Annotated in this window: 22 protein-coding genes and 1 pseudogene; 3 read left to right on the top strand and 20 right to left on the bottom strand. The window is 59.0% G+C overall.

Annotation, left to right across the window (positions count from 1 at the left end):
• Positions 1-82: 82 nt before the first annotated feature.
• Both NIM87_RS05895 and NIM87_RS05890 read left to right on the top strand, forming a co-directional pair.
• Complete coding sequence (locus NIM87_RS05895; RefSeq protein WP_254673708.1) at positions 83-550, top strand: hypothetical protein; 468 nt, start codon at positions 83-85, stop codon at positions 548-550.
• A 99-nt stretch (positions 551-649) separates the two neighbouring features.
• Positions 650-814: pseudogene (locus NIM87_RS05890) on the top strand (sunset domain-containing protein); the annotation flags it as partial.
• Between the two features lie 250 nt (positions 815-1,064).
• Here NIM87_RS05890 and NIM87_RS05885 read toward each other — a convergent pair.
• From NIM87_RS05885 to NIM87_RS05835, 11 genes are all read right to left on the bottom strand, one after another.
• Positions 1,065-1,631 (bottom strand): hypothetical protein, encoded by a 567-nt coding sequence (locus tag NIM87_RS05885; RefSeq protein WP_254673707.1) that lies wholly within the window; start codon positions 1,629-1,631, stop codon positions 1,065-1,067.
• A gap of 1 nt (position 1,632) precedes the next feature.
• On the bottom strand, positions 1,633-2,127 hold the full coding sequence (locus NIM87_RS05880; RefSeq protein WP_254673706.1) for a hypothetical protein: 495 nt from the start codon (positions 2,125-2,127) through the stop codon (positions 1,633-1,635).
• Positions 2,128-2,207: 80 nt separating this feature from the next.
• The gene (locus tag NIM87_RS05875) at positions 2,208-2,957 is read right to left on the bottom strand and encodes a hypothetical protein (protein ID WP_254673705.1); all 750 of its coding nucleotides are present in this window, start codon (positions 2,955-2,957) and stop codon (positions 2,208-2,210) included.
• Between the two features lie 92 nt (positions 2,958-3,049).
• Positions 3,050-4,789, bottom strand: a complete 1,740-nt coding sequence (locus NIM87_RS05870) for a cell wall hydrolase (protein ID WP_254673704.1) — start codon at positions 4,787-4,789, stop codon at positions 3,050-3,052.
• A 179-nt stretch (positions 4,790-4,968) separates the two neighbouring features.
• Complete coding sequence (locus NIM87_RS05865; RefSeq protein WP_254673703.1) at positions 4,969-5,343, bottom strand: hypothetical protein; 375 nt, start codon at positions 5,341-5,343, stop codon at positions 4,969-4,971.
• 44 nt (positions 5,344-5,387) lie between these two features.
• Complete coding sequence (locus NIM87_RS05860; protein ID WP_254673702.1) at positions 5,388-5,681, bottom strand: hypothetical protein; 294 nt, start codon at positions 5,679-5,681, stop codon at positions 5,388-5,390.
• Positions 5,678-5,977: a hypothetical protein gene (locus NIM87_RS05855; RefSeq protein ID WP_254673701.1), complete on the bottom strand. Its 300-nt coding sequence runs from the start codon at positions 5,975-5,977 to the stop codon at positions 5,678-5,680. The genes NIM87_RS05860 and NIM87_RS05855 overlap by 4 nt, the downstream gene beginning before the upstream one ends.
• Complete coding sequence (locus NIM87_RS05850; protein WP_254673700.1) at positions 5,961-6,254, bottom strand: hypothetical protein; 294 nt, start codon at positions 6,252-6,254, stop codon at positions 5,961-5,963. Before NIM87_RS05850 ends, NIM87_RS05855 begins: the two co-directional genes overlap by 17 nt.
• Positions 6,255-6,263: 9 nt before the next feature.
• Positions 6,264-6,833, bottom strand: a complete 570-nt coding sequence (locus NIM87_RS05845) for a hypothetical protein (protein ID WP_254673699.1) — start codon at positions 6,831-6,833, stop codon at positions 6,264-6,266.
• Positions 6,830-9,550, bottom strand: a complete 2,721-nt coding sequence (locus NIM87_RS05840) for a hypothetical protein (RefSeq protein ID WP_254673698.1) — start codon at positions 9,548-9,550, stop codon at positions 6,830-6,832. The genes NIM87_RS05845 and NIM87_RS05840 overlap by 4 nt, the downstream gene beginning before the upstream one ends.
• Before the next feature lie 11 nt (positions 9,551-9,561).
• Complete coding sequence (locus NIM87_RS05835; RefSeq protein ID WP_254673697.1) at positions 9,562-9,729, bottom strand: ribbon-helix-helix domain-containing protein; 168 nt, start codon at positions 9,727-9,729, stop codon at positions 9,562-9,564.
• Between the two features lie 231 nt (positions 9,730-9,960).
• Here NIM87_RS05835 and rhuM point away from each other — a divergent pair, with 231 nt between their 5' ends.
• Positions 9,961-11,004, top strand: coding sequence for a RhuM family protein (gene rhuM, locus NIM87_RS05830; protein WP_254673696.1), 1,044 nt, complete (start codon positions 9,961-9,963; stop codon positions 11,002-11,004).
• Positions 11,005-11,016: 12 nt separating this feature from the next.
• On the opposite strand, the gene NIM87_RS05825 is transcribed toward rhuM, so the two are convergent.
• From NIM87_RS05825 to NIM87_RS05785, 9 genes are all read right to left on the bottom strand, one after another.
• A complete protein-coding gene (locus tag NIM87_RS05825; protein ID WP_254673695.1) occupies positions 11,017-11,994 on the bottom strand; it encodes a toprim domain-containing protein in 978 nt (325 codons plus the stop codon).
• Entirely contained in the window at positions 11,987-13,462 is a 1,476-nt protein-coding gene (locus tag NIM87_RS05820) for a DEAD/DEAH box helicase (RefSeq protein WP_254673694.1), read from the bottom strand. The genes NIM87_RS05825 and NIM87_RS05820 overlap by 8 nt, the downstream gene beginning before the upstream one ends.
• Positions 13,459-13,986 (bottom strand): helix-turn-helix domain-containing protein, encoded by a 528-nt coding sequence (locus NIM87_RS05815; protein ID WP_254673693.1) that lies wholly within the window; start codon positions 13,984-13,986, stop codon positions 13,459-13,461. The genes NIM87_RS05820 and NIM87_RS05815 overlap by 4 nt, the downstream gene beginning before the upstream one ends.
• Positions 13,983-14,276 (bottom strand): hypothetical protein, encoded by a 294-nt coding sequence (locus NIM87_RS05810; RefSeq protein ID WP_254673692.1) that lies wholly within the window; start codon positions 14,274-14,276, stop codon positions 13,983-13,985. Before NIM87_RS05810 ends, NIM87_RS05815 begins: the two co-directional genes overlap by 4 nt.
• Complete coding sequence (locus tag NIM87_RS05805) at positions 14,260-14,646, bottom strand: hypothetical protein (protein ID WP_254673691.1); 387 nt, start codon at positions 14,644-14,646, stop codon at positions 14,260-14,262. Before NIM87_RS05805 ends, NIM87_RS05810 begins: the two co-directional genes overlap by 17 nt.
• Positions 14,636-14,827 (bottom strand): hypothetical protein, encoded by a 192-nt coding sequence (locus NIM87_RS05800; RefSeq protein WP_254673690.1) that lies wholly within the window; start codon positions 14,825-14,827, stop codon positions 14,636-14,638. The genes NIM87_RS05805 and NIM87_RS05800 overlap by 11 nt, the downstream gene beginning before the upstream one ends.
• 66 nt (positions 14,828-14,893) lie before the next feature.
• Complete coding sequence (locus tag NIM87_RS05795; RefSeq protein ID WP_254673689.1) at positions 14,894-15,088, bottom strand: hypothetical protein; 195 nt, start codon at positions 15,086-15,088, stop codon at positions 14,894-14,896.
• Positions 15,089-15,206: 118 nt separating this feature from the next.
• Complete coding sequence (locus NIM87_RS05790) at positions 15,207-16,025, bottom strand: hypothetical protein (protein WP_254673688.1); 819 nt, start codon at positions 16,023-16,025, stop codon at positions 15,207-15,209.
• A 222-nt stretch (positions 16,026-16,247) separates the two neighbouring features.
• A complete protein-coding gene (locus NIM87_RS05785) occupies positions 16,248-17,510 on the bottom strand; it encodes a tyrosine-type recombinase/integrase (protein ID WP_254673687.1) in 1,263 nt (420 codons plus the stop codon).
• Positions 17,511-17,638 lie beyond the last annotated feature (128 nt).

The raw sequence follows: 17,638 nt of genomic DNA, 5'->3' as shown, positions 1-17,638 counted from the left end.
ATGCTTAACGATTGGTGAATAATAATCTTGTCCGCCAATCCCTTGAGGTGCTTATCTGCCCGCATTGCTTTGGGGGTAGTTCATGTTGAAGAAGTTTATGGTCGCGCTCGGCGCGTTGTCGCTGCTGGCCGCTTGTGCAACGCCGCCTAAAGACTTCTACGCAGACCCAACCAAGCCAAAAGACACTGCGCTTTGCCGTGCTCACCTTGAAAGCCAAGACCCACAATTTAAGGCCGACACCGCCATCGAGCTAACCCGGCGCGGACTCACGCTTGAGGAGTGTCAGAATCGCGTGGCGATGGAGACGGCTGCGGTTGTGGGCATTGCCGCGGTCGCAACTGGCGTTGCCGTCGCTGCGGCTTGTTCGAATGGATGTTCTGGCCCGGCTTATTACGGGTCCGCACCGGACCAAGACTGCCGGGGAGGGTCCGGCAATGGCCCCGTCTATGTCCAAGGTCCGGTTTGGGTGGGATCATATGACCCGCACAACCTCGATGCTGACAATGACGGTTGGGGCTGTGAGGCCAGCGACTTGGCGATTGGCGCCTAACACCAAAAGAGGGTGAACATGACCTGGAAGGCTTTTTCAGCAGTAGTATTTGTCGCGGTTGCTTTCGGCAGCTTTCATGCACTTGGCCAAGAAAATCGCGCCTGCAACATCAAGGGCAATGTCAGCACCCAAGGTGAGCGCATCTACCACGTGCCTGGGCAGAAGTATTACAACGACACCCGCATCAGCCCATCACATGGCGAACGGTGGTTTTGCTCCGAAGAAGAAGCTCGCGCAGCAGGATGGCGCAGGTCCAAGGTCTGATCGGACCGGGTCTCCTGAACGGCAAAGGGCCATATTTCAGGCTCCATCAACCCGCCGTAAGTGGGAATGGAAATGGGGATGGCTTAAGAGCGCGATAGAAAGCCTTGATATTTCAGTGCTTTAACCGAGCCAAGTGGTGGAGCGGTGGTCCACCATCGAGAGGGGCGTAGGATTTCACACGAATTCGTTGCCGTCTAACCGCCACGCCTCATGGTCTTGCTGATCTCAGCGAGCACGCCGACTGCCGTGACTATACCGCCTCATCCGGGGCGGCAAATTGCTCTGGTAGTGGCAAACCGTTTAGGCGATTGCAGAGATCGACGTCCTCGCCCTCGATAAGGTATCGCTTAGGCCCGACGAGACGGCTGGCGAGTACTAGCTCGACAATGCTCTTATCCTGTTTGCGTTGGTTCTTCGTGATGCCTGCCCGTTCTCGCAACTCTATTTCGAAGTGCGCCGTACTACCGTGCTCTGGTCGGTATGTAATCTCCAAGCCAAAGCTGTCGCTCTGAACCGATGTCACATCGCCGTAGGATATGTCGTAAAATCCTAAATAGTGCACGACTTGATCTGCAGGCAACTCATCGAGTCCGGACCGGCGTAGGACGCCTTGGTTGGCAACTTGCGCAGATGCAACACCGTAGGCATGAGCACCAGCTTCGTCCCTTAATACGTGTCGCGACCCTACGGACAGAACAAAAATGTCTGTTCCTTTTCGCCGATCAGCACGCATGAAGGTCGCCAACTCAAATACATTGAGTTGTGCGAAGCCACGTGGATAAAGTACCGAGCGGCACACGAGGTCGTTCGGTAACATATCACCCTGCGGTAGAAACTTTCGGTAGGACACCGAGCGCTGGAAGCAAGTTCGCCGCGCTGTGATCGGCCGGCAGTTCGTGGAGGCAACGGTGCTGTGACTTCTTATCAAGGTCAACCAATGAAAGGTCGTCCTCATCGATTGACAGCATGCGAATAAACCTTCCCTGCGTCCAGGTGAGAGCAAGCGTCTCTTCATCCTGCGGGAAGAGCCGAGGAGGATCGACGTCGGTTTGGGCGCTTAGAAGGCCGAGAAGGTCGGTCGCTCGCACGCACACCTCGGGATCAACATACAGAGAATGATAAGAGGGGAGCTCTGACAGCTTCTTCACAGCGCTGGTGAGCGCCGCGAACTGCTGCCCCCTAGCCGAATTCGGCGACAACGTAGAAGAATTCGAGGCGCAGTAATAGTTTGAAACAAATACGTTCTGCTCGCCGCTTGACGTCGCAACAGACGCATCTGCATCCAACAAATCTGGGTGCGAGTGAAATGTCACACTGCAGTCGTCCAGAGAATAGGTGTAGCTCGACTGCGGAAACCTGGTAGCCCGCCTTACGCTGCGCACGCGATAATCCTTTATCGTAGAGCCTCAAGCCTGCCGTCTTCGGCAACTCGAAGCACTTCCGAGCCTAAGAGCTTAAAGATAGTGCGTTGTTGGGCTTCGTCAATCCACGAACCAACGGGCACAGTGTTAAAATCCAACATCGTCGTGGTTGCATATCTTACGGCGGTTGTTGGCGCCGCGACTGGCGCGCCTTGGCCAACTTCGACGTTGAAAACTAGATTCTGGACAGACTGTACACCAAAACGAACGAGCCTATTGATCAGCGTTCCGTCAAGCTGAATCCGGCTATTCAACTGAACCATGAACTCGGAGTCAGGCCGAACCGGCGGGTGAAATCCGGAAACATCCATCGCTACATCAATCCCGGCGGACAGGCTTGCGGCCGGTTTGGCCAGGTTCACTACCAGCGCTAACCGATTGACCGGCTGCTCAATTAAATCCCCTGCGGCAATCCTGTCTAGGAAGCGGGATATGTATGGCCGCGTTTCAAACGTGGCGATCTCATCTACCGACGCCTGCTGTAGTTCTTCATTGGGCTGGATAAGCAAATCTACCCGCCCAGGCTGCAACTGAACTTGAACAGCAACCTCGTCAACGTCACCGGAGGCGACACCGAAAAAAGGGTTCGCGGGGCTCGGCAGCTTGTTGCGCTGGACGCTTATCGGCTCGGCACCAACCAGCTTCTCGTAGATTTTATCAGCAGCCAGCTTGTCTGCCGATTGTACGAACCATGCAAATTGTATCGTGTTTGAGCGCCACAAAACTCTCTACTCCATCAGCCGCAGCCGCTGCGCGCCTTCTTATAGGGTATCAGCGTGAAGGGCCAGTTAAACGAATTGCGTTGCGAACAGGGCTATCCGCGCGATGACCCAACCAATGTCCGCCCCGTTCTTTCATTGGTAAAGCTGCCGTTGGCGTTGGCCACGTAGACATCACCACCCATCGAATACCGTTGCCCAGGACTGTAGCTGCGGCCCGTATGCGTGCCGGCAAAACTGATCGGTGCCCCCGACGACCCGCCCGATGAGCCGGCGCTGTAGCTCCCAGCCCCGTCGACTTGGATCCGCAGTGCATTGGGGTTTGGTCGCTGCGAAACCGGCGTGGGCATTGCGAAAAGCGAACCTAGGCCGCCGCTCTTTGGCATGGGAAAAGTTGGGCGTTGACCCATTGGGGTTGGCATCTGAACATTGACGCCGGAACGCAGGGGGCGATTGCGCGGCAGGGGCGGGAAGCCCGGAACCACCGACATTGCAGAGGCCACACCAACGTCAGGCACGGCAGGCGGGACCACCCCAGTTGCAGCCAACGTTGTTTGTGGGATTTCCCAGGTGCCGGCGGGCAGCCGATCGGCAACTTGGGGGACGCGGGCCGGACCGGGAATGACATTGGGGATCGCGGGCAACCTAGGCATCGGCAACGATGGCTTGGCAAACGCGGTAGAGCCGAGACGTTGCACCGTCTCATTGCCCAATCGAGACTGCGCAACACTATCTCGGGAGAGTGCCGGACCGGTTGGGCGTGGCGTGGATACAGGCATAGGGACGGACGCGACCGACCGAGTGCTAGGAGGCAACCCGACACCGGGCGCATTGCGGGCCTCTAGCGCTCGCTGCAGTGCGGGATCTGCTGCACTCGCCACGTGCTGCATAGAGGTATCGACCATGGACGCCTGCTGAGCGCGCTGCTCCAAGGCCTGTTGCAAACGAGGGTCCACAGCATTTACCGCCCGTTGCATCGAGGTCGAAACCATTCGCGGTGAGGCAATCTGCGATGGCGGCAACTCGGGAAGTCGCTGAGGCTGAGCCGTCGCCCTCAATCTTGGGGCCGTTGCTGGGCCGCGCTCCTGACCAGCATATGTAATAGACGCCGTGGACATAGCAGGCTTCTGCCCTGCCTCGGCAATGCGCCGCTCTAGGATGGCAGCAAGGTTCTGGTCCTGCCCGGCCAAGGAGCGCTCAATGGTATCGGCTATGCCACGGTCAAAAATCAGGTCTTTGTCCGTGACCGGTGCCCTTGGCGGTGCTGGCGGATAAATCCCGGCATAGAGCGAGGCCGTGTCCTGCGTGACGGGCGCCAAGTGTCGCTGCGCTGCCAACATGGGCGGCAAGGGAGTAGGGGTGACAGGATCGACGCGACGCGGCGGAACGACATCAAGGGCCGTCGCCACGGTGTTCGGGATCTGGCCCGGCGGCAGGGGGACACCAATGGCATTCTCGGGCACCTGACCCGAAGCATAGAACCGGTGCCCGTTGATCGTCGCAACATGATCCATTTGCCTTGCCCAAGAGGGCATGACGTCACCGGAGAGGAAATGGTCTGCACGGGGCACTGGGTTCGGGATTGTCCCGCCCCGCACGCCCTGAATGATGTTCTCAACCTTGCGGCGCAATGCGGGGTCTTGCTGTGACTTCACCGCGCCGGAACCGGGATTGGTGAAGCCGTCAAACCCGGATCGAATGACCTGGTCCATCGTCTGACCGCGCGCAGCCGCCCGCTGCGCTATTGCCCAGGTCGCCGCGATAATGCCTTCGTCGCCTTCCCCGCCTGCTTCGGCGATGATGGTGTTGATGAGGTCTCGGGAAATCTCCGCCATCTACCTCGCCCCTTCTACCAGGTCGCAATATGTTTGCACCCACTCGTCAGCCGACATCTCCGGACCAATGGCGTATGACCCGACTGCCGGTGCATCACCTTCGGGTTCGTCGCTGATGAAATAGGCCGTCTCCGGATCCTCGTGGGCCTCAAGGCGGGCAAGACGCTGGCGAAGACTGGTCATCGCTTGGTTGCCTCCAACGCCTCGATGCGGGCTAACAGATCACCGGTCTCGATAGCCTTCCGCCGTGTTTCGACGGCCGAGATGAAGCCCTGCCCCTCTTGGGGTGAGAGCTCGCCCTTACCCATCGCGGCAATGATTGCATCCAAGGCCTTGTCGATGCCCTCGACCGTCGAAGTGTCCGGGAGGTCCAGTGAGACAGTGCGCTCCATTGGTGCTGGGCGCGGGTGCATGAATGGCGCTGCCTTTTCTGCGGCCCATGCCCGGTCCTTGTGGTCGAGTTCCTCGTCCCGCATGGTTTCGAGCAGAAACTCCAGCGGTGTCTTGCCTGCTCCTATGGCCTCGGCAATGACTTCGGCGGTGCGTCGGTTCACACTTCCGACTGGACGGCCTGCACCTGGCCTTGCCCCACCCCGGCTCATTGGTCGTCCTCATCAAGCGGCATGATGGATTTGGCGTACTTGAAGGCGTAATCGATCATCACGCCTTCGTCGCTGCAATGCGCCAAGGTCAGCTCACCGACATGCTCGGTGCCGGCGGAAACGGTGTGGTGGATCACCTTGTCCTTATCGGTCAATGTCACTCCAAAGGTTCGACCAAAGGCTTCCAGGTCAGCGTCGGGCGCACCACCGGAGAAGGTGAACTGTCGCCCTTCGGCTTGTGGGTTGATTTCGGCTTCAAGCTTGGCGAGACGGGTTGCGATGCTGTTCATGCCGCCTCCAATCGCCATGCTGGGTTCTTGGGCTCCTGGGTGAACCGAATGCGGCTCAACTCAGGGTCGCTGCATGGTTTGGCCCCGAGCAACACCCCGTCCCGATAATCTGGCTCCATCGGCACATGATGGATAACCATGTCGGTGTCCGGGTCGAACGCCCACCCCTGCGACCGGATGAATTCGGCCAATGCCGCGTCATCACCTTCACCGACAAGGCCATAGACGCGCTTTGGCATGGAGGAGGGAGCAACACGGCTTTCGAGCGAACGCAGGCGGTTACGCAGCGCGGTCATGTTGATTTCCTTTGATTGAATTCAGTGCCTCGTCTTGGGCCAGAAGCTCCACCCAGAATTCAGGGGACATGGTGGCCTCGACCATCCCCACGTCGGGAGGAGTTGAGCCGGGCTCATGGGAGACGATGTCGTGCCGACCGACATCAACCCCTCGGTCGCGCAGTACCGACATCGCGTCGGCATAGGTTTCGACGCCCCGAACGGTGATGAAGCGACCAATGGGACCGCTGGCGGTTAGCTCAAGCCGGGAAAGGCGATTGCGGAGGTGGGTTGCCATGTCGACCCCTCAATGTACCGTCACGTCGGCGTCGCCGACTGCACTGTGAAACTCCGGCAAAGACATGAGATGGGTCGCAATACTCTGGACTTGGCGAAGCGCATTCATTGGGTCGTCAACCGGCGCAATCCAACCAACCAACGAAACCGGAATTCCGAAACGGGATGCGGACTGCAAGAGGTCGTGCAGGACAAGCTGCAAAGCGTGGATGTCGGTAAGCGGGTCCGTTTCGCAGAGCCCGGCCATGTCTCCCACATCGAAGGCCCATTGCATGGCAAAGGCCGCTCTGGCTCCAAGAGACAGGGATAGGCAAGCTCGCAGGAGTAACGTTTCGTCGACGCGCTCTGCAAAGCTGTCACTGACGTAGGACTGGAGGCTAAACGCACCCCATCCGTTGTCGTTGGCGGGATTTCGATCTACATATTGGACATGCAACCCGAACCCAAAGACCGGAAACCCGACTTCTACGATTGGATCGGGTACGTCTTGGCTGCTGCAATCCTTCTGCCCTTGGCATGGTGGCTCAAGGCTGCTGACCCGCTGGGGCTCACCAAGTTCTTTGCGCAGTTTTTCGGTCATTGACCCACCGCCGTTGGTAGGCTGGCCCTTGGGCCGATCATGAGAGCCTGTTCCAGTGCATTGATGGCGCGCATCCACATCGGCGACATGGCGGCATTAGCAATAGCCTTCTGGAGGTCAGAAGGGTCTCGGCTGGTCAGAAGCTTGGCGACGTGCTTCATGACCTCTGCATCCACACGCTGGCCCATCATTTGAGCTGCCTTGCGGCCGCCACCGATTGCTGCGCCAGCCAATGCGCCCTGCATGTTGCCGCCGCTGAACAGGAACCCTGCCCCGCCTCCAATTCCCGTGCCAATGCCAAGCTCGAAAAGCTGGCGGGCCGTTGTGGAATTGCCAAGCGCGCCGCGGATCATGTCGGCGAGGTTCTCGACCCGGATATATGCCTCAAGTTCCTGGGCGCGGTATTTGCCGAACACCAGCTCGACCATTTCCCGACTGGACTGATTGCCGAAGACTTGGTTGATCACATTCACGCGGTCACGGGTGGAGCGGATGCGGTCGATCAGTTCAGAGGCGTAGCCTGTGCGGAATGCCTGCTGCTCACTCTCGTTGAAAGCCGAGAACGCCCGCTTGGCCTCAGGGACGCTGCGGGGCTGGTTGGCGAACTTGCGTCCGGCATCAAGGGCATCTTCTGCGTCGAAGAAGGAGGCGGCACCCTGACGTGCTGACCGGTATTGAGGGACGGCCGCGTCTAGGTCGGTCACCAGCATGTTTTTCATTTGGGTGAGGTCTGCGGCGAGGCTGCGATCCGGCTTGGCGCCACGTGTCGCCCGTTCGATCATCCCATCCAGATTGACTTTCACCTGGTTCCAGAACGCCAACGAAGGTAATGCGCGCGAACCGTCCGGATTGGTCCGCAGTGTAATCGAGCCGTCCCTGTTGAACTGGAAGGGGTTTTTGACCGCCTTGAAGCCAGTGATGGCAGCTTTGTCGGCTCCCCGAGACTCCGCCATGTTCACGGCCGACCGGAACATGGGAGATTCCATCAACTGCCGAATTTTCGGGCTCCAGACCGCCCCTGCCTGAGGGGCTTCAAAAGCCGCTTTGTAGCGGGGAGCATTGGTGAACTTTGCCGTGTCGCGGATTGACTGCTGATAGGCTAGGTCATCGACCGCGCCACCGCCAATGCGTTTGATGAGGTCGATGGCACGCAAACCCTGCGACTCGAACCTGTCGTCGGCTGCCTTCCGGATAATCTCGCGCGCTTCAGGGTTCTGGTTTGCCACCGAGCGGGCAAGGGCGCGGGTAGTTTCGCCACCGCGATCCACGTTCATGAGTGGTACGCCAGCACGACGGGCCACTTCCTCGTCAGTGGAATTGAGAACGCTGGAGGGGTTAGCCTGCCGGTCACGGATTACTGCAAGGCCCGTTCGACGCGCAGCCTCGTCGCCGGGTCGTGTGGCCGCCGCCCAGGTTGGGGCAATCTTGTTGCCTACGGCCCTTGCAGCCGCACCAATACCCGCGGCAAGTGGCGGGGTGACGGCACCGATTGCGCTACCGTACACGGCGGATGACAGTACCTCTTCGGGAGAGCCGCCTTTGAAATGGGTATCCGCTGCAGTGAGGGCGGCGCCAGAAGCGGCTGAATTGCCAACTCGCGCACCTATCCCCATTCCCGGTCCAAGACCTAGCGCATGAGCGCCAGTGGCCGTTTTTGCCAAAGCTCCATAGGCGCCGACACCCCCAACAAGGTTGCCAGCGACGTTCGCAACAGGGTTGGCGTCTGCAAGCGCCTGGCGACGGTCACGCAGGTTCTGAACGGTTTGGCCGTAGTCTCCACCAGTCAGGGCCGCCCCCGCCCCCATCATGGCGTCGGAAGCGTTCTGAGCCATTGGACCGATGACAGGGATGCCGTTGACCAACCCACCAAGCGTTGCTGCCGTGGCTCCCATAAGGTCGGGTCTACTCGCCTGATCGGGTCCGCCGCCCAAATGGGTGCGGAGGGCGGCTAGCGCCGTCTGCTCATCCGGCGCACCTGCTATTTCATAGGTCCGACCATCGGGAGCCTTAATTTCGAATGTGCGTTCGCCACCGCCCGGCATTGTAAATTTGCGGCTAGCCTCAGACGCCGCCGCCAATGCGCTGTCATAAGCTGGAGAAGGTGGGGCGTTGCCAGGTCGATTGCCGTGCATTTCACGGTACGCCTGTCCCAATATGCGGACGTTTTCTGTGTCGCCAGCCGCGTGCGCGCGGCGGATACCCTCTTCAAGCCTAGCCAGTTCAGGGTCGGCCGCGCCCGAGGGGGGGTAGGCCTGCTGCAAGGCCCGTTCCATCGTTTCCACCGTTGTACCTGCAGGGAATTCTGCTGTGCCATCTGGCGTACGAATGACAATGGGCTGACCAGGCACTGCGCCAATCTGGTGGGCGATTTCTTCCACCGACCGATTTTGTTCGTCAGGGGAGAGCGCCAGAAATTCTCGGCCGACCTTCACCGACTGATCGCCAATGTTCAGCGTCAGTTTTCCGTCAGCATTCATACCAACGCCGGGGTTCTGTTCGGCCCATTCTTGAGCGCCGCGCAATGCTGTGGCCTCGTCATCGGCACGAACGGTGATCTTCCGGCCGTCAGGCGCCTGAATGGTATAGGTGCGTTGCTGCGGACCCGATTGGTGGGCCAGCTCCGAGAACTTGCTCGCAATCATGTCGCGGACCTGATCACGTGGCATCGTGTCGGGAAACCGGACCACCACTCCGTCTGGCATGCGAACATCGACCATGGGGTGCTCCCTTAAGCCGCGTGTTCAATTGTGTAGTGGTGGATGGCTTCGCGAACCACATGGGATGCCGGAAGGCGCTTGCGCGACGCAATCTCAAAAAGCCGAGCCTTGAGATCCAGGGGCAGCACAAGGCTGATGCGCTCATCGAGGGCGGGGGCGGTGTCGAGCTTCGATTTCATTTGGCGAACCTCAATTCTGGTGTTCGCTCAATCTAGGCCAAATCGTCCCAAAATGCAAATTTATCCTTATATTACAATAACTTAGTATTCGTCTTCGTTCGTGCGCGTTCGCTGATGTTCAGCAGATGTCATCTGATGGAGTAACGGGGGTGTTCTCAGGGAAAGGGTGCAGATGTCATCACGCAGCACGCTGCCGATACTCGCAGCTAAGAATCAGGGTAAGCTCACTTTATGAGCGATACCGAGAAGAACGACGGAGAGCCCGTTCACCTAGTTGAGGATGCTGACACCGGAGACCGCTTCCTCGTGTACGGCACTGACAAGGGCATGCGGCTCGACATCCGTTACGAGGGTGAGACCCTTTGGATGACCCAAGCACAGATTGGGCAGCTTTTTGGTCGCGACCAGTCCGTGATCTCGCGCCATATCAGCAATGTCGTGGAGGAGGGAGAACTGCCCGAGGAAGGTAATATGCAAAAAGTGCATATTGCTAGTTCTGCAAGGCCGGTGACGCTTCACAGCTTGGATATGGTTATTTCGGTAGGCTACCGAGTCTCATCTGCTCAGGCCACGGTGTTTCGTCGCTGGGCAACAGGCATATTGGTCCAATTTGCCAAGAAGGGCTTTGTAGTTGATTCCGCACGCCTGAAGCAGCCCGAGAATAGCGACAGGATTGCCGAGCTTAGAGAAATCATCCGCGACATCAGGTCCGATGAAGCGAACCTCTATGCAGAACTGAAGCGCATATGCGCACTGTGCCAGGACTACGACGGAAGCACTGAAGCGGCCCGCGAGTTTTATCAGCATACCCAAGCCAAGTTGGTATACGCCGTCACTTCACATACACCTGCGGAAATTGTCGCCCAACGAGCAAACCATCGTGTCGAGAACATGGGACTTCAGACTTGGCCCAAAGACAACATTCAAAAACGCGATGTGGGGGTCTCCAAAAATTACCTGGCTGAGGGCGAGATCAAGGAACTGAATCGCCTCACCACTATCTTGCTCGACATTTTCGAGGACCAACTGGACATCGGTCGCCTCGTGGTGATGCAGGATGCCCGCGACCTGCTCGACCAACAGTTAGCGCAGCTCGGGCGGGCAGTTCTTAAGTCAGGGGGCTCTATTCGTGGCGATTCGGCACGGCAAAAGGCCGAGGCCGAGTACGTGGCTTTCGACAAGCAACGCAGGTTAGAGCGAAAACGCGACGCAGAGGCAGCCATCTCAGCGCTGGCGGCCGAGGCTAAAAAGCTACCGAAGACGCGCCGCCACTGACCCAAATCAACATCAGGCTGCAAGCCTGTCGCGCTTAAGCACATCATTCCAGTCGATGCCAAGCTCATCGGGTATGGCCACCTGCACCACCCGTTCAGGTCTCCCCTGCACCTTGCGTGAAAGCCGATGTGCCAGGTTGAAGGCCGCCTGTTGTCCCCGGTAGTTCAGGTCCGCGTCACCGAACACCACGATGTTGCGAACGCCCTCGGGTGGCTCCCATGCCTCCAGCCGCCCGGCGTTTAATGCAGCCCAGCAAGGAACACCGTAGAGGGCGGTTGCAGCCAAGGCCGTCTCCACGCCCTCCGCGATCCCGAGGGTGTTGTCATGCGACGCCAATCGGATGGCTCCGCCCTCGGGCAATGTTCCGGTGTTCCACCGGGGCGCCTCAATGCCCTTAGCCTTCTGCCCGTCTGCGGTCAGGAAGGTTCGCTGTACCCCGCACAATTCGCCATGGACATCGACATAGGCCGAGAGCAGCGCAGGCATGGACCTGCCAGCAAAAACGGTCTCAGGAATGAGCCGCAGCGCCCGTGTTGCCCGATATGGGCCAACGCGAGACCGAAGATAGAGGTCTGCGGGATCGCCTGAGCGGATGGCGATGCCAGAACGCCAGAGCGCAATGGTTTGCTGGTAGCGTTCTCGGGCGGCCTGCTCTTCGTCCACGACCGGCATAGTTGGAGGCCGGTCATTGTCGGCTTTTCCGATAATGCCTTCGATCAGACGCGCTGCCTCGGGGAAGCTGCACTGCTTGAAGTCCATGACAAGGGAGACGCCATTTCCGGCACTACCCGCTGCCTTGTCGTGTTCGCCACCATGGCCCTGGTTGCAAAACCAGCTTCCTGACCCATTCTTGTCATCGAAGCGAAAGCGATCCTTTCCACCGCAGACAGGGCATGGCCCATGCTTGTTGACCAATGCCTTGGCGTCGATGCCGAGAGCAGGAAGAATTTCACGCCACCGTCCATGTGCGCGTTCTGCGAGATTACCCATTGGTCGCCTCCCGCAATTGCTTCTGTTTGGCCTTGGCAAACCGGATCATCCCGGCTCGAACAAAATTTGCGCATTCCGCATCGGGGGCACGCGGAGTGTCGAGCATCCCACGCGGCCACACTCCGAACTTTTCCCGATACTTGTGCGATGCCCAGCCCTGATTGTAACCGCGCTGCTGGCAATACCATTGCAGCCCGCTCCAGAACCTTTGCTTGGTGGAATGGTCGGCCCTGGCCTTGCCCCCGGCCACCTGAACAAGCTTGCCTGCCGCCGTTTCCACGTCCTCCCTACGTGCGGGCGCAAAACCGCATTGGGGGCAAACGTGGACGCCGGCCGGTTTCACGTAGTGACAGCTGGCGCATTCCTTGGGCAGCTTGGGCGTGTCAGCTTTGGCATTCCGGGCACGGGTTTCGTCGCGCCGCCCATCGTCCAGCGTGTCGTGGTGGATTTGGTCGGCAAAACCCAGCCGCAGTGTGGTGTCACTGTGATCGAGGATCAGGCAATCAGCCTTGCCCTGTGCCGTGCGAAGGCCACGACCGATAATCTGGACATAGAGGGTTTCCGATTTCGTAGGCCGGGCCAGGATGATGCACCGGCAATCAACGTCCACACCCGTCGTCATGGTCCCGATATTGACGATGACCTTGACCAGCCCATCGTTGAAGGCCTCGCAGAGCCGCTTGCGTTCCTCACGGTCAGTGTAAGCATCGACACAGGCGCAACTGACGTTGGCGGCGATGAACTCGTCCAGCAGCTTTCTCGCGTGTGCTCGATTGACCGCGAAGCAAAGGGTGGGACGGTTCTCGCCCATCTCCAACCAGGTCGAAACTATGTCCGCTGTGAGCTTGGGCTCGCTCATGGCATCTTCGAGGTCGCCCTCGTGATAGTCGCCAGCAACAGTTCGAACCTTGCCAAGGTCAGGATGCGACGGGGCAAAGACCCGGAATGGGGCCAGGAAGCCTCGGGAGATCAAATCACCCGTCGTCGCCGCCACAATGAGGTGGTCGTAGTATTTGCCAAGGCCCTTGGTCCAAGGCGTTGCCGACAACCCGACAAATGGGAGGTCTGGACACTGGCCCATCCATTGGAACACCGCCTTGTGCATCTGATGAGCCTCATCAACGATAACGAGGTCCGTGCCAGGGAACATGCGGCGGGCGAGGGTTTGGACACTGGCGATCTGGACTTGCGCCGTTGGATCCGTGGCCGGATGATCCGACTGAATAACTCCTAGGTTATCGATCCCTTCTTGCCGGAAACGCTCGACGGTCTGGTCAATCAATGAGATCGCCGGAACGGTGAAGCAAACGCGCTTTCCCTTATCCAAGGCCGATTGCGTAATGTGGGCACCGATAACCGTTTTGCCTGACCCGGTCGCCGCCTGGAGCATGGGCCTTTTGTGACCCCTTGCCAGAGATTGGCGCAGAACGGCGATGGCATTGGCCTGGTAGTCGTGGAGCTGCCTCATTTGGCGCCCCCGCCGATTGCCCGCAGTGGCACCACCACCCCGGCCTCGCGCGTATACCCTACACTACTATCTACCCCCTTGAGGGCTCCCTCTTGGTAGGTACTCTTATCCTGTTCCTCTCCTATTCCCCGGAACGCGCTTCCGGTAGCGAAGGAACCACGTTCCGGTAGAGAATTTTCTCCAACCGGAATTTGCTTCCGGTAGCGAAGTGCATTTCGGGTGTCCCGGATTTGCCGCCGGGTGAACATGAATTCCTGTTTCAGACGCAGGGTGTAGCTGTCGGAAATTCGACCCTTTGCACCAGCACTGCGATGGCGACGGTCAACGACACCCATCGCATCGAGAAGGGCCAGCGCGGTGCGCACCGACCGGTCGGTCAATCCAGTCTCACGGGCAAGGTAAGCCTGTGAGGGGAAAATCAACTTCCCCTCACAGTGCAGGTATGCCAGGACGCCCAGGACGGACTTCATTGGTCCATTGGGGATGACCTGACGGCTATGCCACTTACAGGCTTCCTTGCTCATGGGCGCGATTCCACGACCATGTCACGAGCCGGACTGGAGAGCTGCCAGTCATGTCGCGCCTGTTCCGCCTTAAGGATCGCGTGCTCATAGGTCTCGCAACTTTCCAGCCCGAGACGACCACCATCGTATTCGACCACGTCGATGAAGAAGCGAAACTGGCCAACCTCACATGGCAGAGCACGCTTGCCATGCTCGTCCAGCACATAGGCGTCAGCTACCGTCCCCGCCGACAGCTCGATATGGCTCCAGTTCGCCTCGGGACTTTGTGCATTGTCATTGGCCGGAGACATTGGCGCCTCCCGACAACAGCGCTTCAATCCACAGGGCGACGCTGCCATTTTCGATTTTCTGCTCGGCCGCGTGCCACAACTTATGGTGGCGACGGCACAGCCATGTCACCGACAGTGGCGCCGTATAGTCCTCATGGTGGGCTTCGACGCGGAGGCTACCACAGACTTCGCAACGACCGCGCTTGAGGTCGCCGGTGCGCAGAGCTTTCCGGACTTCGGCATGGGCGCGAAGTTTGTGGCGATTGTTCCTGTTCCACCTGGCCTGAGGCGACTGGGGAGCGTCAGGATCTCGGCGCGTCCATGTCTTCGCCTTTTTGAAGATGCAACGCTTCGGGTCGGTAGCCGACGTGCGGCGAGGATTAGCCGGCATGGCGCACCTCCTGACCAATACCGGCCAATGCTGCCTTGAGGTTGCAAACGCTGGCCGACCACTGAGGGCGGCAGCGCTTGATCACGAGACCACCGCGCGTCAATTCAGGTTCGTGGTTGATGCAGAGATTGGCGGCTTCGCGCCTGTTGCGCGCAATGGCGCACTTGGTGTATTTATGCACTCGGAAACACTTTCCGGGGAGCACATTGGCCTGCCAGCCAGCTCCCCTTTTTCATGGGTTGCTGGATCAGGCGGCCTTCTTCGGCTCAACAATCGGAAGACTGTTGAGAAAGGCCTGGGCATCTTCGCCCGTGACGATGGTCTTGTTGCCATTCTTGCGGACGCGGATCGCGCCCTGGCCGACCAACTCGTAGAAGCGGGTTCGGCCCATGGCAAATTCGGACAGAAACTGGCTGACCGAGTAGGCGGGTTTCAATGTCATCAGGTCCTCGTTCGTTCGGGTTGATGTGAACGAGGACGAACATAAATTGTTGTTTCTATTGATGCATTTCCGCAGTCAGCCGCAGGCTACCGCAAACATCAGCAAGTTGCCGCAGTGATCAGCGGCCATCCTTTTTTAGGTGCTCTTTGACCGCCTTCTCTGCGCGCTCGAACGAGTCGAACGATGGCATATTTCGGTCCCGAAGTGCCGGTTGACGGCCCTTTGCTGCGTCCCAGATCGCTTTGAAGCGATCCTCCCGGCGCGGAAAGCCATCAGGCACCTTTTGCCATGTGTACCAGATGGCGTCGGCCAGCACTTGCACCGTTTGCCCCAGTCCTTGGGGACCGGTACCCACTTCATGATCCCTAGAAGCATCGGATAATGGAGACACAGGCTCCGGCGCGGGGAACACCCTGAGCAGGTTCTCACGCCCGACCGTCATGGTGTGGTAGTATTCTCCACCGACCCGCCAGACTTCATCATAGCGACTATCAAACGACAGCTTTCCATAGGTCCAATCGAGGGGGCGCAGCGTCACTGGCTCGTTTCGCCCCAAGGCCATGGCATAGACTTCAATTTCGTCGCCTTCTCCAGCCGCCTTTAGCTTGTCAAAAGCATCCAGGGCACGAAACACCGTGGGGTCGTCTTCATCTTCATCGTCCCCATCCTCAAGGCCCTCCATAGCGCCAATAGACACGGCCAGAATACTACCCTCGGGTAAGCCGTTCGCGCGGCGCCACTCATCACGTTGCCAAGTGACCCTTTCGGCGTCTCGGGTCGCAATCCAGGCGAGCGCCATTAGTAGGGTCCATACCGGCATTCGCATTGGATCGTAGTCGGTGATGTTTGGAGGTGGGGCCGATGATGGCAAAGCGGCGTCCGGCTCGGTCGATTCATGAAGCGGCAAAACGCCCGACTGCCGCAAACTCTGGGTCATCATATTGTCCAAAGCAGCAAGCGACCTCTCACCATCAGACGCCCGTTGAGAGCCACGCGCCTTTTGATGGATAGGACCTAAGTTTTTTTACCATCTTGAGGGGTTCGATGGGCGCCTTTGATGACTTGGACATTCGCTACCTCTGCGGACACCTTGGGACCGTGGGGAGGGCGGGAGGTGTTCCCCGCTTTTCGACTGGCCGGTCTATCCCCACGGGTTCTGTTAGCTGTTTGCACCGCCCTTGATGGGCACGACGTTGGAAGGCCTCGTCGAGCAGCAGTAGTCAGCCCACGCTTGCATGAGCACCCGGCGCTTCTTGAGTGCGGTAAGGCGCCGATACGCATTCTCGGAGTCATCGCCGACCTTATGGGCGAGGGCATGCTCGACAATCTCGCGGGCGAACGGCGTCTCATCACCAGCCCAGTCTCGAGCTGACGATCTAAAGCCATGCATGGTGACGTCGTAGCCCATCCGGCGGATCAACATCAGCATTGCCATGTTCGAGAGCGGACGCTCTTCCCCATCGGATTTCCGTGGCTGACCCGGCAATACGAAGCGATGGTTTGTGCCCGCGTTCTTGAGTTCCTGGATTATCTCCACGGCGCGGTCAGACAGAGGAACCGTGTGCTCCTTGCCCATCTTCATGCGCTCTTTCGGTATCGTCCAGAACTTGCCGTCCAGGTCGAATTCTGGCCATTCAGCGCCAAGCGCCTCGTTCGACCTAGTCATGTTCAAGATGGAGAATTCTGCGGCACGCGCCGACAGGCCTTCCTGGGCACGCAACTCCGCCATGAAGGCCGGAACGTCCTCATAGGACATGGCCGGTTGATGGCCCCGGATCAGGGCTGCTGGCTTGGGCAGCAGGTGCGCCAAATGGCCCTTCCAGCGCGCTGGGTTCTCACCAGTCCGCCAACCCTTCGTCCGGCAATGATCGAGAACGCGCTCAATGCGGTTGCGAACCCGACCGGCCGTCTCTGGCATGATGAGCCAAAACTCGCCGCTCTTCACCTCGCCTTTGTATTTCGAGGTCACCGGTTGGCGGAGAACCTTCAGAATATGATCTGTGCCAACGGCCGACACCCTCAAGTTCCGAATTGCAGCGCACCGGACTTTGAACGTGTGCGACCATTGCTCCGCGTGCTTGGCGTTGCTCCATTCGGATTTGATGGTCTCGATATACTGGTCGGCCGCGTCGCCGAATAAGGGTTCGGGCGTCTGGTCACGTTCCGCTATCGGATCCCGGCCCTCTGCAACGTCGACGCGATAGTTGGCAGCCATTGCCCTGGCCTTGGCCAAAGTCACAGTGGGATATGGACCGAGACCCATCTCGCGACGCTTGCCACCGGGCGGCGTCCACATGAAGACCCACGACTTCCCGCCGCTCGCAGAGACGTTGAGATAGAGGCCGCCGCCATCGCTATGGCGGCCGGCCTTCTTCGCGGACCGAACCCCGACCTCGGAAAGCTTGTTCAGTGAACGCGCCATGGCTGCCCCCACTTTCATCCCCACTTGAGTGCGTGGATGATAGCGAACATCGGCGAACGTCACAAGAACATGTGTTCACGGTGCTGGAGCTAAACCCCTATGAAATATGGACACCGATGAACACGCAC

Origin of the sequence: Devosia ureilytica (assembly GCF_024273195.1) — a bacterium.
GTDB lineage: Bacteria > Pseudomonadota > Alphaproteobacteria > Rhizobiales > Devosiaceae > Devosia > Devosia ureilytica.
The sequence above is the reverse complement of the archived record's forward strand: the minus strand, read 5'-3'. Positions and strand labels throughout refer to the sequence as shown.

Excerpts from the sequence above, each read along its gene's own strand:
- NIM87_RS05895 (WP_254673708.1), top strand. The coding sequence starts at position 83 with ATGTTGAAGAAGTTTATGGTCGCGCTCGGCGCGTTGTCGCTGCTGGCC.
- NIM87_RS05885 (WP_254673707.1), bottom strand. The coding sequence starts at position 1,631 with ATGTTACCGAACGACCTCGTGTGCCGCTCGGTACTTTATCCACGTGGC.
- NIM87_RS05870 (WP_254673704.1), bottom strand. The coding sequence starts at position 4,789 with ATGGCGGAGATTTCCCGAGACCTCATCAACACCATCATCGCCGAAGCA.
- NIM87_RS05860 (WP_254673702.1), bottom strand. The coding sequence starts at position 5,681 with ATGAACAGCATCGCAACCCGTCTCGCCAAGCTTGAAGCCGAAATCAAC.
- NIM87_RS05855 (WP_254673701.1), bottom strand. The coding sequence starts at position 5,977 with ATGACCGCGCTGCGTAACCGCCTGCGTTCGCTCGAAAGCCGTGTTGCT.
- NIM87_RS05850 (WP_254673700.1), bottom strand. The coding sequence starts at position 6,254 with ATGGCAACCCACCTCCGCAATCGCCTTTCCCGGCTTGAGCTAACCGCC.
- NIM87_RS05845 (WP_254673699.1), bottom strand. The coding sequence starts at position 6,833 with ATGACCGAAAAACTGCGCAAAGAACTTGGTGAGCCCCAGCGGGTCAGC.
- NIM87_RS05840 (WP_254673698.1), bottom strand. The coding sequence starts at position 9,550 with ATGGTCGATGTTCGCATGCCAGACGGAGTGGTGGTCCGGTTTCCCGAC.
- NIM87_RS05835 (WP_254673697.1), bottom strand. The coding sequence starts at position 9,729 with ATGAAATCGAAGCTCGACACCGCCCCCGCCCTCGATGAGCGCATCAGC.
- rhuM (WP_254673696.1), top strand. The coding sequence starts at position 9,961 with ATGAGCGATACCGAGAAGAACGACGGAGAGCCCGTTCACCTAGTTGAG.
- NIM87_RS05825 (WP_254673695.1), bottom strand. The coding sequence starts at position 11,994 with ATGGGTAATCTCGCAGAACGCGCACATGGACGGTGGCGTGAAATTCTT.
- NIM87_RS05820 (WP_254673694.1), bottom strand. The coding sequence starts at position 13,462 with ATGAGGCAGCTCCACGACTACCAGGCCAATGCCATCGCCGTTCTGCGC.
- NIM87_RS05815 (WP_254673693.1), bottom strand. The coding sequence starts at position 13,986 with ATGAGCAAGGAAGCCTGTAAGTGGCATAGCCGTCAGGTCATCCCCAAT.
- NIM87_RS05810 (WP_254673692.1), bottom strand. The coding sequence starts at position 14,276 with ATGTCTCCGGCCAATGACAATGCACAAAGTCCCGAGGCGAACTGGAGC.
- NIM87_RS05805 (WP_254673691.1), bottom strand. The coding sequence starts at position 14,646 with ATGCCGGCTAATCCTCGCCGCACGTCGGCTACCGACCCGAAGCGTTGC.
- NIM87_RS05795 (WP_254673689.1), bottom strand. The coding sequence starts at position 15,088 with ATGACATTGAAACCCGCCTACTCGGTCAGCCAGTTTCTGTCCGAATTT.
- NIM87_RS05790 (WP_254673688.1), bottom strand. The coding sequence starts at position 16,025 with ATGACCCAGAGTTTGCGGCAGTCGGGCGTTTTGCCGCTTCATGAATCG.
- NIM87_RS05785 (WP_254673687.1), bottom strand. The coding sequence starts at position 17,510 with ATGGCGCGTTCACTGAACAAGCTTTCCGAGGTCGGGGTTCGGTCCGCG.